This window comes from Pseudomonas sp. TE50-2, assembly GCF_040813665.1.
In the GTDB taxonomy this organism is placed as follows: Bacteria; Pseudomonadota; Gammaproteobacteria; order Pseudomonadales; family Pseudomonadaceae; genus Aquipseudomonas; species Aquipseudomonas soli.
The window spans coordinates 4,665,609-4,679,522 of the sequence record NZ_JBFNXN010000001.1 but is presented as its reverse complement, the minus strand read 5'-3'; the positions used below and the strand labels follow the sequence as shown (position 1 = coordinate 4,679,522).

14 protein-coding genes are annotated in these 13,914 nt (G+C 63.4%); all 14 read right to left on the bottom strand.

What is annotated here, in order from left to right:
- Nucleotides 1–107: 107 nt before the first annotated feature.
- The 14 genes from flhF to AAHK21_RS21345 all read right to left on the bottom strand — a co-directional run bounded on the left by flhF (nt 108) and on the right by AAHK21_RS21345 (nt 13,883).
- A complete protein-coding gene (gene flhF / locus AAHK21_RS21410) occupies nt 108–1,421 on the bottom strand; it encodes a flagellar biosynthesis protein FlhF (RefSeq protein WP_367858270.1) in 1,314 nt (437 codons plus the stop codon).
- A gap of 11 nt (nt 1,422–1,432) precedes the next feature.
- Nucleotides 1,433–3,562, bottom strand: a complete 2,130-nt coding sequence (gene flhA, locus AAHK21_RS21405) for a flagellar biosynthesis protein FlhA (protein WP_367858269.1) — start codon at nt 3,560–3,562, stop codon at nt 1,433–1,435.
- A 939-nt stretch (nt 3,563–4,501) separates the two neighbouring features.
- Nucleotides 4,502–5,644, bottom strand: a complete 1,143-nt coding sequence (gene flhB / locus AAHK21_RS21400; RefSeq protein WP_367858268.1) for a flagellar biosynthesis protein FlhB — start codon at nt 5,642–5,644, stop codon at nt 4,502–4,504.
- Nucleotides 5,645–5,646: 2 nt separating this feature from the next.
- Nucleotides 5,647–6,423 (bottom strand): flagellar biosynthetic protein FliR, encoded by a 777-nt coding sequence (gene fliR / locus AAHK21_RS21395; RefSeq protein WP_110702466.1) that lies wholly within the window; start codon nt 6,421–6,423, stop codon nt 5,647–5,649.
- A gap of 7 nt (nt 6,424–6,430) precedes the next feature.
- A complete protein-coding gene (gene fliQ / locus AAHK21_RS21390) occupies nt 6,431–6,700 on the bottom strand; it encodes a flagellar biosynthesis protein FliQ (RefSeq protein WP_023630488.1) in 270 nt (89 codons plus the stop codon).
- 21 nt (nt 6,701–6,721) lie between these two features.
- The gene (gene fliP / locus AAHK21_RS21385; protein WP_367858267.1) at nt 6,722–7,477 is read right to left on the bottom strand and encodes a flagellar type III secretion system pore protein FliP; all 756 of its coding nucleotides are present in this window, start codon (nt 7,475–7,477) and stop codon (nt 6,722–6,724) included.
- The gene (fliO, locus tag AAHK21_RS21380) at nt 7,477–7,920 is read right to left on the bottom strand and encodes a flagellar biosynthetic protein FliO (RefSeq protein WP_367859016.1); all 444 of its coding nucleotides are present in this window, start codon (nt 7,918–7,920) and stop codon (nt 7,477–7,479) included. Before fliO ends, fliP begins: the two co-directional genes overlap by 1 nt.
- Nucleotides 7,921–7,932: 12 nt before the next feature.
- Nucleotides 7,933–8,397 carry a flagellar motor switch protein FliN gene (gene fliN / locus AAHK21_RS21375; RefSeq protein WP_031315050.1) on the bottom strand — a complete coding sequence of 155 codons (465 nt, stop codon included), beginning with the start codon at nt 8,395–8,397 and terminating at the stop codon, nt 7,933–7,935.
- Nucleotides 8,398–8,443: 46 nt separating this feature from the next.
- Nucleotides 8,444–9,412 (bottom strand): flagellar motor switch protein FliM, encoded by a 969-nt coding sequence (gene fliM, locus AAHK21_RS21370; RefSeq protein ID WP_023630491.1) that lies wholly within the window; start codon nt 9,410–9,412, stop codon nt 8,444–8,446.
- Between the two features lie 10 nt (nt 9,413–9,422).
- Nucleotides 9,423–9,920 (bottom strand): flagellar basal body-associated protein FliL, encoded by a 498-nt coding sequence (gene fliL / locus AAHK21_RS21365; protein WP_367858266.1) that lies wholly within the window; start codon nt 9,918–9,920, stop codon nt 9,423–9,425.
- A 146-nt stretch (nt 9,921–10,066) separates the two neighbouring features.
- Nucleotides 10,067–11,401 carry a flagellar hook-length control protein FliK gene (locus AAHK21_RS21360; RefSeq protein ID WP_367858265.1) on the bottom strand — a complete coding sequence of 445 codons (1,335 nt, stop codon included), beginning with the start codon at nt 11,399–11,401 and terminating at the stop codon, nt 10,067–10,069.
- Between the two features lie 68 nt (nt 11,402–11,469).
- Nucleotides 11,470–11,817, bottom strand: coding sequence for an Hpt domain-containing protein (locus AAHK21_RS21355; RefSeq protein ID WP_367858264.1), 348 nt, complete (start codon nt 11,815–11,817; stop codon nt 11,470–11,472).
- A gap of 60 nt (nt 11,818–11,877) precedes the next feature.
- Nucleotides 11,878–13,569: a SpoIIE family protein phosphatase gene (locus tag AAHK21_RS21350; RefSeq protein WP_367858263.1), complete on the bottom strand. Its 1,692-nt coding sequence runs from the start codon at nt 13,567–13,569 to the stop codon at nt 11,878–11,880.
- A gap of 8 nt (nt 13,570–13,577) precedes the next feature.
- Entirely contained in the window at nt 13,578–13,883 is a 306-nt protein-coding gene (locus tag AAHK21_RS21345) for an STAS domain-containing protein (RefSeq protein WP_104445088.1), read from the bottom strand.
- Nucleotides 13,884–13,914 lie beyond the last annotated feature (31 nt).

The following is a 13,914-nucleotide window of genomic DNA, read 5'->3' as shown; positions in this document are numbered from 1 at the left end:
CTTTACCTTGTCTCGCTTGGACCCAGGCCACATGAGGGGCTGAACATTCAAGGCCACGGTCCGGCCGGGCAACCCCATGATGTAGGTACTTTGCACAGTATTCACCCTCAACCCGCGCGCTTGCCAGGGCTGTGGTACAGATCAGCAAACATGTCGGCCATGGCCTCGTCGCTGGGCTCTTCCTGCAATTGCACACTGACGGCGCGGCTTACCAACTGGTGCTTGCGCGGTAGCTGCAGGTCGTCGGGAATGCGCGGCCCATCGGTCAGATAGGCCACCGGTAATTCATGACTGATGGCCAGGCTCAGCACTTCGCCGAGGCAGGCCGTTTCGTCGAGCTTGGTCAGGATGCACCCGGCCAGGCCGCAGCGCTTGTAGCTGTGGTAGGCGGCGGTGAGCACCTGCTTCTGGCTGGTGGTCGCCAGCACCAGGTAATTCTTTGCGGCGATGCCGCGCCCGGCCAGGGTCTCGAGCTGCATGCGCAGCGCCGGGTCGCTGGCCTGCAGGCCTGCGGTATCGATCAGCACCACACGCTTGCGCAGCAGCGGCTCCAGGGCCTGGGCCAGCGACTCGCCCGGATCGACGTAGGTGACCGGCACATTGAGGATGCGGCCCAGTGTCTTGAGCTGTTCCTGGGCGCCAATGCGGAAGCTGTCCATGCTCACCAGCGCCAGGTTGTTCGCGCCGTACTTGAGCACGTAGCGCGCGGCCAGCTTGGCCAGCGTGGTGGTCTTGCCCATGCCGGCGGGGCCGACCATGGCGATCACCCCGCCCTCCTCGATCGGTTCGATCTCGGGCACGTCGATCATCCGCGCCAGGTGCGCCAGGACCATGCGCCAGGCATGGCGTGGTTCTTCGATCCCAGCGGTGAGGTCGAGCAGCTCGCGGGCCAGGCCACCGGAAAGGCCGAGGCGCTGCAGCCGGCGCCAGAGGTTGGCCTGCTGCGGCTTGCTGCCTTGCAGCTGGCTCCAGGCGAGCGAACCGAGCTGGACTTCAAGCAATTCGCGCAAGCCGGTCAGCTCGAAACGCATGGCATCGAACAGACGTGGATCAACCGGTGCCGACGCCGGCGCGGCAACCGCCGCGGGCTCATCGACATGCTGCTCGATCAGCGGCTCCGAGGCGGTCAGCGGCTGCCCGGCGAACAACTGCCGGTTGCCGCCTTCGACGGCATCGCCACGCCCGGTCAGTTCGGCCTGGGCGGTAACGATGCGCGACTGGGTCTTGCGCAGCTCGTCTTCGAGCTCTGCGTTGGGCACGCGCGGGGCCAGGGCGGACAGCTTGTAGTCCAGCGCAGCCGTCAGCTCGACACCGCCGGCAATGCGCCGGTTGCCGATGATGGCGGCATCGGAGCCGAGCTCATCACGGACCAGCTTCATGGCCTGACGCATATCGGCGGCAAAAAAACGCTTAACTTGCATAACCCACTACCTCAGCCGTTGGGGCCCACGGTGGCAACGATGGTGACTTGCTTGTTGTCAGGTATTTCCTGATACGCCAAAACATGCAAATTCGGTACAGCCAGGCGGCCGAAGCGCGACAGCATGGCGCGGATCGGGCCGGCTACCAGAAGGATGGCCGGCTGGCCCTGCATTTCCTGACGCTGGGCTGCCTCGATCAACGAACGCTGAAGCTTCTCGGCCATGCTCGGCTCAAGAAGAACACCATCTTCCTGACCCTGCCCGGCCCTTTGCAGACTATTGAGCAAGATCTGTTCCAACCTTGGCTCCAAGGTGATCACAGGCAGCTCGGACTCAACGCCGACAATGCTTTGCACGATGGCGCGGGACAATCCGACGCGTACCAGCGCCACCAGCGCGGCGGTATCTTGACTCTTCGTCGGGTTGTTGGCGATGGCTTCGGCAATGCTGCGGATGTCACGCACCGGCACCTGTTCGGCGAGCAGTGCCTGCAGGACCTTGAGCAGGCCCGACAAGGAAATGACACCCGGCACCACCTCTTCGGCCAGTTTCGGCGAGACCTTGGCCAGCACCTGCAGCAGTTGCACCACCTCCTCGTGCCCGATCAGCTCGTGGCAGTGTTTCTGCAGTATCTGGTTGAGGTGGGTGGCGACCACGGTGCTGGCATCGACCACGGTGTAGCCCAGCGATTGCGCCTGAGCGCGCTGCCCGACATCGATCCACACCGCCTCCAGGCCAAACGCCGGATCTCGCGAGGCGATACCGTTGAGCGCACCGAACACCTGGCCCGGGTTGATCGCCAGTTCCCGGTCGGGGTAGATCTCGGCCTCGGCCAGGATCACGCCCATCAGCGTCAGGCGATAGGCGCTGGGCTGCAGGTCGAGGTTGTCGCGAATGTGCACGGTGGGCATGAGGAAGCCCAAGTCCTGGGAAAGCTTCTTGCGCACGCCCTTGATCCGCGCCAGCAACTGGCCGCCCTGGTTGCGGTCAACCAGCGGAATCAGGCGGTAGCCGACTTCCAGGCCGATCATGTCGATGGGGGTGACGTCGTCCCAGCCCAGCTCCTTGGTTTCGATGGCGCGTTGCGGCGATGGCAGCAGGTCCTGCTGACGCTGGGCCTCCTGCTGGGCGACGATCTTGGTCTTCTGCTGTTTCTTCCACACCAGGTAGGCGCCACCGGCGGCCAGGGCGCCGAGGCTCAGGAAGGCGACGTGCGGCATGCCCGGCACCAGCCCCATGACGATCATCAGCCCGGCTGAGACCGCCAGGGCCTTGGGCGAATCGAACATCTGCCGATTGATCAGCTTGCCCATGTCCTCGGAGCCCGAGGCGCGGGTGACCATGATCGCGGCCGCGGTGGACAGCAACAGCGATGGCAATTGCGCCACCAAACCGTCACCGATGGTCAACAGGGCGTAGACCTTGCCAGCGTCGGCGAAGGTCATGTTGTGCTGCAGCATGCCGATGAGCATGCCGCCGATAAGGTTGATGAAGAGGATCAGCAGGCCGGCAATGGCGTCACCGCGGACGAACTTGCTGGCACCGTCCATGGAGCCGTAGAACTCGGCCTCCTGGGCGACCTCGGCACGGCGTGCCTTGGCCTGGACCTGGTCGATCAGGCCGGCGTTGAGGTCGGCATCGATGGCCATCTGCTTGCCGGGCATGGCATCGAGGGTGAAGCGCGCGCTCACCTCGGAAATACGCCCGGCACCCTTGGTGACCACGACGAAGTTGATGATCATGAGGATGGCGAACACCACCGCACCGACAACGTAGTTGCCGCCGATCACCACCTCACCAAAGGCCTGGATCACCTTGCCCGCTGCGCCGTGACCTTCCTGGCCGTGGAGCATGACCACACGGGTGGAGGCAACGTTGAGCGCCAGGCGCAGCAGCGTCGCCACCAGCAGGATGGTCGGGAACGCGGCGAAATCCAGCGGCCGCAGGGCGTAGACGCAGACCAGCAGGACCACGATCGACAGGGCGATATTGAAGGTGAAGAACACGTCGAGCAGGAACGGCGGGATCGGCAACATCATCATTGCCAGCATCACCAGCAGGAGCAGCGGCACGCCGAGGCTGCCCCGGCCGAGACCGGCCAGGTTGTTACGGGCGCTGCTGATTAACTGAGTGCGATCCACCGCGATTCCTCTTCAAGCAAAACTTTGACGCCTGTGTGGCGGCTGGCGCTGCCTTTGCAAGAAGCCTTCCAACTTTTCTGGGGGTGGGGATTTTGAGGGGTTCTCGGGGTCGGGGTCGGGGTCGGGGTCGGGGTCGGGGTCGGGGTCGGGGTCGGGCTTAAGAGTGTGTGTTTTGATTCTTGTATGCGCATTCATTCGCCATGTCGACGCATAATCACCTTTTCGCCTTTACGGCGACCTTCTTTTGCACGCGGGCAAAAGAAGGCAAAAGCCGCTCGCTCCATCATACGGCCCCTACGCTTCGCTCCGGGGTCCCCTCACTCCGGGCTCGCTCCGGGAGGACGCGCCGACGGGCCATCCATGGCCTGATCGGCGCTTGGCGGGCATCCATGCCCGTCACCTCCCTGCGCAAGCCCTCCGTTCGGCCTCCTGAAGTCGCAATTTGTGGCGCCTGAACTATCGCGCACTTAGAAGCAAGATCAAGAGCAGATCAAGAGCAGATCAAGAGCAGATATTTTGGTTTATTAGTGAATGAAGTGTAGTTCTTCATTACGTCATCGCGGGTCAAGCCCGCTCCCACGTTGAATGAAATAGCCAAACTATCGTGGGAGCGGGCTTGCCCCGCGATGTTGATCTAGAGTTCCCACGATGGCAACTAGCGACTAGCTGCGTTAGTGCAGGCGCCGCCCGTAACTTCGCGACTTCAGGAGGCCGGAGTGAGGGAACCCGGAGCGAAGCGGAGGGCCGGATGAATGGAGCGAGCATTTTTTGGTTCCTTTTTGATGCTTCAAAAAGGGACCCGCCGTAAGGGCGGAAAGGTGATTATGCGTCGACATCGCCAATGAATGCGCATAAACCCCACAAAACAATAACCAACATAAGCAACAAACAACAAACAACAAACAACAAACAACAAACAACAAACAACAAACAACAAACTCAACTATCCCGCCGCAGATCCTCAGGAATAGGCAAATCCTTCTTCAACGGCTCCGGCGCCTTCCCCCTGCCCGCCCGATACTGCCGAATCTGGAACACATAAGCCAACACCTGCGCCACCGCCAGGTAAAGCCCCGCCGGAATCTCCTGCTCGATCTCGGTAGAGTAATAGATAGCCCGCGCCAGGGCCGGCGATTCAAGGATCTGCACCTTGTGCTCAACCCCGATCTCACGAATCTTCAAGGCCATGAAGTCCGTACCCTTGGCCAACAGCAACGGCGCCGAGCCCCCCTTCTCGGGGTCATACTGCAACGCCACCGCATAATGGGTCGGGTTGGTGATGATCACATCGGCATCCGGCACCGCCGCCATCATCCGCCGCTGCGACATCTCCCGCTGCAACTGCCTGATACGCTGCTTGACCTCGGGCTTGCCTTCACTGTCCTTGTACTCGTCCTTGACCTCCTGCTTGGTCATCTTCATCTTCTTGTTCGTCTGGAACAGCTGGTACGGCACATCGAGCCCGGCAATCAGCAGCAACCCCGCCGCCATCCACAAGGCGCTCCAGCCCACCACCTGCACCGCATGGATGATCGCCTGTTCCAGTGGCTCGTTGGCGATGGCCAGCAGCGCCTCGCGGTCACTGGCCAGTACCAGCAACGCCACCATGAGGATCATGACGAACTTGGCCATCGCCTTGAGCAGCTCGGTCAGCGCGTTCATCGAGAACATGCGCTTGATCCCCGACAACGGATTCATCCGGCTGAACTTCGGTTGCAGCAGGCTCCCGGAGAACAGGAAGCCGCCCAGGGCGATCGGCGCGACGAAAGAAATCACGAACAGCAGGATCAGGATCGGCTGCACCGACCAGATCGCCATCTTGCCCGAGGCCAGCAGGAACGCACCCATGCTGCGCTCGTCGACGATCACCTCACGCGTCAGGCTGAAGTTCATGCGCATCAGGGTCATCAGCGTTTCCGCCAGATAACCGCCGAATGCCAGCAAGCCACCGGCGCCCGCCAGGGTCACCGCGACGGTGTTCAGCTCCTTGGAGCGGGCAACCTCACCCTTCTCCCGTGAGTCGCGCTTGCGCTTCTCGGTGGGTTCCTCTGTCTTGTCCTGACCGCTTTCGCTCTCTGCCATGCTCAGCGCGCCCGTGCCAGCTCACGCAGCCACTGCAGCGCTTCGCTGGCCAGTGCCTGGTAATGCGGAAGGATGTCGGCCAGGCCGACCCAGAAAATCCCCATGCCCAACACCAGGGTCAGCGGGAAACCGATGGAGAAGATGTTCAACTGCGGTGCGGCGCGGGTCATCACGCCGAAGGCGATGTTGACCACCAGCAACGCGGCGATCGCCGGCAGGATCAACAGCAGCGCGGCGCCCAGCACCCAGCTCAGGCGCCCGGCCATCTCCCAGAAATGATTGACCACCAGGGCGTTGCCCACCGGCAACGTGGTGAAACTCTCGGTCAGCACCTCGAACACCACCAAGTGGCCATTCATCAACAGGAACAGCACACTCACCAGCATGGTCAGGAACTGGCTGATCACCGCCACGTTGACCCCGTTGGCCGGGTCGACCATGGAGGCGAAGGCCATGCCCATCTGCACGGCGACGATCTGCCCGGCAATGACGAACGCCTGGAACAACAGCTGCAAGGAAAACCCGAACAGTGCCCCGACGATGATCTGCTCGGCACACAGCAGCATGCCCCGCAGACTCAAAGGGTCGATCTCGGGAAGCGGCGGCAGGCCCGGCACGATGACCACGGTGATGGCCACGGCAGCGTACAGGCGCACCCGCGCCGGCAGCATCTTGGTGCCGAAGATCGGCATGGTCATCAGTACCGCCGCCACCCGGAACAGCGGCAGGATGAAGGTGGCGACCCAGGTGCCGATCTGCGTGTCGGTCAGCTCCAGCATGGCAGCCTCAACCGATCAGCTGCGGAATGCTGGTGTACAGGCCGATGAAGTACTCCATGAACTTCTGCACCAGCCAGGGCCCGGCGACGATCAAGGTGATCAGCATCACCAGCAGGCGCGGCAGGAAGCTCAGGGTCTGTTCGTTGATCTGCGTGGCCGCCTGGAACATCGCCACCACCAGGCCGATCAGCAGGCTCGGCACCACCAGCACGGCGACCATCAGGGTGGTCAGCCACAAGGCGTCACGGAACAGGTCGACTGCGACTTCAGGTGTCATGCAAGGCTCTCCTTGGCGGCGTCAGACACCGCCGAAACTGCCGGCCAGGGTACCCATGATCAGCGCCCAGCCATCGACCAGCACGAACAACATGATCTTGAACGGCAGCGAGATGATCAACGGCGACAGCATCATCATACCCATGGCCATCAGCACGCTGGCGACCACCATGTCGATGATCAGGAACGGAATGAAGATCATGAAACCGATCTGGAACGCGGTCTTGAGCTCGGACGTGACGAACGCCGGCACCAGGATCGTCAGCGGCACCTGGTCGGGCCCGGCGATGTCGGTGCGCTTGGACAGGCGCATGAACAGGTCGAGGTCACTCTGCCGGGTCTGCGCCAGCATGAAGTCCTTCAAGGGCCCCTGGGCCTTGTCGATGGCCTGCTGGGCGGTCAGTTGCTCGGCCAGGTACGGCTGCAGCGCGTCCTTGTTCACGCGCTCGAACACCGGCGCCATGATGAACATGGTCAGGAACAGCGCCATGCCGGTAAGCACCTGGTTCGACGGTGTCTGTTGCAGGCCCAGGGCCTGGCGCAGGATGGAGAAGACGATGATGATGCGGGTGAAGCTGGTCATCAGGATGACGAACGCCGGAATGAAGCTCAGCGCCGTCATGATCAGCAGGATCTGCAGGCTGACCGAATACTCCTGCTGCCCGTCCGCCCCACTGGACAGGGTGATGGCCGGGATCGACAGCGGGTCGGCGGCCAGGGCCAGCGGCGCGGCCAGCAGCAGCGCCAAGGTCAACAGAAAGCGCACTGCGCCGCTCATCACGTCTTGTCCTTATGATCCTTGCCCATCAGCTCGAGCAGCCGCTGGGCGAATTCCGGTGCGGCCTGGCGCGCCGTGGCAGGCACGGCCACGGGTTCGGCCAGCACATGCAGCGCTTCGATGCTGCCGGGGGTATGGCCGATGAGGATCTGCTCCTTGCCGACCTGCACCAGCAACAGCCGGTCACGCGGGCCGATGGCCCGGCTGCCGACGATCTCGATGACCTGGGCACCGCGCTGGGCGTTGCCCTGCATGCGCCGCAGCAGCCAGGCCAGGAAGAAGATCAAGCCCACCACCAGCAGCAGGCCGAACACCATCTGTGCCAGCTGCGCCCCCAGCCCGCCCGGCAGCGGCGAGCCTGCTGCCGGCGCGGCGACTGGCTCGGCGGCGGCGATCACCACCTCGCTGGCGAGCAAGGCACCGAGGGCCGTGACGCCCCGCATCATGCGCTTCACTCAGCGCAGCTTCTTGATACGTTCGCTGGGGCTGATCACGTCGGTCAGGCGGATGCCGAACTTCTCGTTGACCACGACCACCTCGCCATGGGCGATCAGGGTGCCGTTGACCAGCACGTCCAGCGGCTCGCCGGCCAGGCGATCCAGTTCGATCACCGAGCCCTGGTTGAGCTGCAGCAGGTTGCGGATGCTGATCTCGGTGCTGCCCACTTCCATGGAGATGCTCACCGGAATGTCCAGGATCACGTCCAGGTTCGGGCCTTCGAGGCTTACGTGCTCGTTAGGCTTGGGCGAACTGGCGAACTCTTCCATCGGCAGGCGGCCGGCGCCGGAGCCCGCGGCATCGGCGGCCAGCAGCGCGTCGATGTCGGACTGGCCGGCATCGCCGGTTTCTTCCAGGGCGGCAGCCCACTCATCGGCCAGGGCCTGTTCCTCTGGAGAGTTGATCTCGTTTTCGTTAGCCATGATTTCCTCGACAGGCATTCAATACGTTGGAGCGACCGGCACGCCTTCAGCGGCGCTCGATCGGGTCGATGATCTGCAGCGACAGGGTGCCTTTGTGCGATCCCAGCCGCGCCTTGAACGACGGCACGCCGTTGGCGCGCAGCACCAGGTGTTCCGGCAGTTCAACCGGAATCACGTCACCGGGCTGCATGTGCAAGATGTCGCGCAGCTTCAGCTGGCGACGGGCAACCGTGGCCGAAACCGGGACATTGACGTCCAGCACGTCCTCGCGCAGGGCCTTGACCCAGCGTTCGTCCTGGTCGTCCAGGTCGGACTGGAAGCCCGCGTCGAGCATCTCGCGCACCGGCTCGATCATCGAGTACGGCATGGTCACGTGCAGGTCGCCGCCGCCACCATCGAGTTCGATGTGGAAGGTCGAGACCACCACCGCCTCGCTGGGGCCGACGATGTTGGCCATGGCCGGGTTGACCTCGGAGTTTATGTACTCGAAGTTGACCGGCATGATCGCCTGCCAGGCCTCCTTGAGGTCGACGAAGCACTGGTCCAGGACCATGCGCACCACGCGCAGCTCGGTCGGGGTGAACTCTCGCCCCTCGATCTTGGCGTGGCGGCCGTCGCCACCGAAGAAGTTGTCCACCAGCTTGAACACCAGCTTGGCGTCGAGGATGAACAGCGCGGTGCCGCGCAACGGCTTGATCTTGACCAGGTTCAGGCTGGTCGGCACGTACAGCGAGTGCACGTACTCGCCGAACTTCATCACCTGCACGCCGCCCACCGCCACGTCGGCGGAGCGACGCAGCAGGTTGAACATGCTGATGCGGGTGTAGCGGGCGAAACGCTCGTTGATCATTTCCAGGGTCGGCATGCGCCCCCGGACGATACGGTCCTGACTGGTCAGGTCGTAGCTCTTGATGCTGCCGGGCTCGCCGGTGCTCTCGGTTTGTACCAGCCCATCGTCCACCCCATGCAGCAGGGCGTCGATCTCATCCTGGGACAGCAGGTCCTGCACGGCCATCTATGTGCTCCTACTGCAATACGAAATTGGTGAACAGCAGCTGGTCGACGACCGGCCTGCCGACTTCCTTCTGCGCCACTTCCTGGACCACCGCGGTGGCCTTCTGGCGCAGCATCTCCTGGCCGACCGAGCTCGCGGCAAGGGTGTCGAAACCCTGCCCGGAGAACATCATCACCAAGTTGTTGCGAATCACCGGCATGTGCACTTTCAGCGCTTCCAGGTCCGCCTGGCTGCGACCCTGCATGGTGATGCTCACCTGCATGTAGCGCTGCCGACCGTTCTGGTTGAAGTTGACCACGAATGCCGGGGCCAGGGGTTCGTAGATCGCCGCCGGCTTGACGTTGCTCTGTGCCGCCTCGGGTGCCGGCTCCGACCCGCTCTTGTGCATGAAGAACCAGGTAGCACCTACCGACAGGCCGACCGCCAGGAGCAGGGCCAGCACCAGCAGCAGGATCAACTTGAGTTTGCCTTTAGCGGCGGGGTCTTTCACTGCGTCACTCTTCGCCATGCCAATAATCCGTCGTCCATCGGGGTTTCAAAGAAGGATGACGTGGCTTGAGCAAGTGTTATGCCAGATTTGCCAGAGTAGCAATGTAGCGGCCTTGAGGTGGGACGCGCCTACTGTCGCAGGCACGTCGGCCAGGCCGGCAACTGTCAGGCGTAGTAGTCGACCATGCTGTCGCCGACCACCGCCTGATGCTCGACGGGACGCCCGGCGTCAACTTCACCACCCTCGCCTGCAGCCTCGGCACGGCGCGCCGCAACCCCGGACAGGCTCGACCCACCCTGCTGCGCCTGCTGTTGCTGCTGGCCACGGGACTGGTCAGCGACGCTGACGTCCGGTTGCGCCAAGCCCTGCTGGGCGAACAACTCGCGCAAGCGATGCAGCTGGCTGTCGAGCGCATCACGCACGCCGGCATGACCGCTGACGAAATGAATCTGTGCGGGCTGGTCCGCCGCAACATTGACGCGAATGTCCAGACGGCCAAGCTCTGCGGGCTCAAGCTGGATATCCGCCGACTTGAGGTTCTGGCTCGACAGGTACATGACCCGGTTCACCAGCCCCTCGGTCCAGGCACCCTGGTTCATGGTCAGGGGTTGCTGCAGCGGGCTTGGAGTCACCGGCACGGCATTGGCAGTCTTGGGCGTCGCCGCCTGGGTGAGGCTGGCCAGGCGATCGGCGAAGTCATCCACGCGCGTATCGCTGCTGGCCCCCTTGATGTCCTTGAGGCCATCGTCGATCAGCCCGGCGAAGGCCTTGTCGCCGCGCTCGGAATGCCCGGCCTCCGATTCGGCCTTCTGCACCACATTCGCCAAGGTATTGACGGCCGTGGCAGCCGGGTCGGCAGGTGCCTGGCTGCTGTCGGAACGGGCGGCCGCATGGGCGGACGTGGTGCCCTTGGCCTGGGCATCCTGCTCCAACGCAAGGCGCAAGGTCGGCATGTTGGCCAGAGGATCGGCCTCGGGATCGAACGCGGCATCCTTGGCGGCCTCATCGACCGCCGCCGGCGGCAACACAGGCTGCGGCACCTGCGCTGCCGCCTGCAACACCGGGGCAACCGCTTCGGCCTGGGCCTGGATCAACTGCGCTCCCGGCTGGGCATCGGTGACCTGCCCTGCTACCAGGCTGGCATCGATAGGCGTGGTATTGCCGCTGTCGGCAGATTCGTCCGCTTCCTCGGCCGGCTTGGGGGCCGTGGCCACTGGCAAGTTCTTGCCGTCATCGGCAACCGTCGGCTTGCTGCTTTCCTCCGGCTTGCCGCCGGCGGCCGGGCCGGCCTCCTCCTTGGGCTTGACCTGGTCGGCGCCCTTGGCAACCTTGTCGTCACGTGCAGGAACGCTGTCGCGCCCCTGCCGGGCCATGACCTGGTCGAAGCCTGTGCCCTGGCTGGCCGGGCCCTGCAGCGATTTGTCCGGCACACTGGCAGCCGGGCGCGACGTCTTGTTGACGAGGCTGGCTTGCAGCAAGGGATTGGATGCGACAGGCATTGAAAGGTCTCCGCGGCAGAACTGGTAAAGTGCGTCTGTGCGAAGAAAAGCAAAACTCGCGCCAGCTTTTACTCCGTGGCTACTCTTTGCCACTCGTCACGGTAAAAGCGCCGGACTTCGATGTACTCCAGATCGATGCGGTTGATCAGATCCTCGATACCGTACAAAGGCTGCTGGCGCACCCGCTCTTCCAGCTCCCGGCACAGCTCGGCCAGGCCAACGGCCCCCATGTTGCTGCTGCTACCTTTGAAGCTGTGTGCGGCCAGGCCAAGCTCATCGGCATCCTTGGCCTCATGGAGCTGGCTCAGGCGTCGCTCGGAGTCTTCCAGGAAGGTTTCCAGCAACTGCAGGTAGCCATCTTCCATGACCTCCCGCAAGTCACTCAACACCTTCTGATCGATATGCATGTCCACCACTTGCTCACTCCCTGATCAAGCCTGATTAAGCCCGAGCCGTGGCCTCCCGACGCCGCCGGCTCACCATTGGAACTCCACACGCGCCAGACGACCACCTTCCAACCACTGGGCATTGCCTGCCAGCCGCCGTACCAGACTTACTCCACGCCCACTGAACCCCTGCGCCGCAGGCTCGCCGGCAAGCATGCCCGCCACATCGAAGCCCGCCCCACTGTCGCGAACCTCTATCGTCAGACGCCCACCCGCCCCCTGCGGTTCCACCCGCAGGGCAATGCCGACAACCCCCTGCACCTGCCGCGCCAGGCGCTCGGCGCGCTGGCGATAGTACTCGGAGAAGCCCTCGGCATCGCGCTTGAGCCCCGAGTCGAGGCCAAGCACGCCGTGCTCCAGCGCGTTGGAATACAGCTCGCTGAGCACGCTGTGCAGCCTGCCGCTGCTGGGGCGCAGCCCATGTATTTCCTGCAACAGCTGTACCAGGTAAGGGACCGGGTTGAAACGCTTCAGGCTCTCGCCACGCAGCTCGAACTGCATCGACCAGTCCAGCGGGCTGGAACGACCGCTGTCGGAATACACCACGGCCTGGGCCATCCCGTGATCAGGCTCCAGCATGCAGATATCACACAGGCTGATGTCGTCACGGGACTGACCACCGAAGCGCGCCAGCGCCTGCATGACCTCATCGAACAGTACCGCCGGGTCTCGGTTGGCGGCCAGTACCTGGCGCAAGCGTTGCACACCGAACAGGCAATCCTGCGCATCTCCGGTATCGACCACGCCATCGGACAGCAGGAACAAGCGCTCCCCCGCCGCGAGCGGCAATACTTCGGTAGTATCGTCGAACTGCTCGGGAGGCAGGATCCCTAGTGGCAGGTGGCGGGAAGGCAGCACTTCGAGCACCTCGCCTGCCGCGGACAATCGATAGCCATCCGGCATGCCGCCGTTCCACACCTCCACCGTTGCTCGCTGGAAGCTGAGCTTGAGCAGCAGCGCACAGCAGAACATGTCCACGGGCAGGATACGCTTGAGCTTGGCGTTCATCTCCCGCAGTGTTTCGACCAGGCCATAACCCTTGGCGGTCATGCCATAGAACACCTCGGCCAACGGCATCGCGCCGACCGCCGCCGGCAGGCCGTGGCCGGTGAAGTCGCCCAGCAGCACATGCATGTCGCCCGAAGGCGTGAACGCCGCCAGCAACAGGTCGCCATTGAACAGCGCGTACGGCGATTGCAGGTAACGTATGTTCGGCGCATTCAGGCAGCCGGCATGGGCAACCTTGTCGAACACCGCCTTGGCCACCCGTTGCTCGTTGAGCAGGTGATGATGATGCCGGGTGATCTGGTCGCGCTGCTCGAGCACCGTCGCCTGCAACCGGCGCAAACGGTCCATGGCGCGGATCTTCGCCGCCAGGATGACGGCGCTGTAAGGCTTGGCCATGAAGTCGTCGCCCCCGGCCTCGAGGCAGCGCACCAAGCCCTCTTCTTCGTTGAGCGATGTCAGGAAGATGATCGGCACAAGGGCCTCGCCGGCCAACGCCTTGATCCGCCGCGCCGCTTCAAAACCGTCCATGACCGGCATCAGGGCATCGAGCAGCACCAGTTGCGGCCGCCGCTCGGCGAACATTGCGACGGCCTGCTCACCGTTTTCGGCGGTGAGCACCTCATGCCCCTGGCGCCGGACGATCTGCGCCAGCAACAGACGATCCGCAGCGCCGTCTTCGGCCACCAGCACGGTCAACGCCTGCTCGGCGGGCATGACGGCACTCAACTGATGTCGAACAGTTTTTCGAAATTGGAGATGGCGAGGATCTTGCGCACATCCGGGCTCGCATGAACCACGCGGATATCCGACTCCTCACCGCCGACATGGTCGCGCAGCAACAGCAACATGCCCAGCGCCGAGCTGTCGAGATAAGTGGCCTCCTTCAGGTCGACCACCACGGAGTCAGGGCGCGGACGCTGCCGCTCGTAGGCATCCCGGAATTCCTGGTGCTTGCCGAAATCGAAACGACCCTTGACCTTGATCGTCAGCTTTTTCCCGTCCTGTGAAAAATCAGTTTCGACTGCCATGCGAGCGATTCCTTCGATGATGGCGAATGCG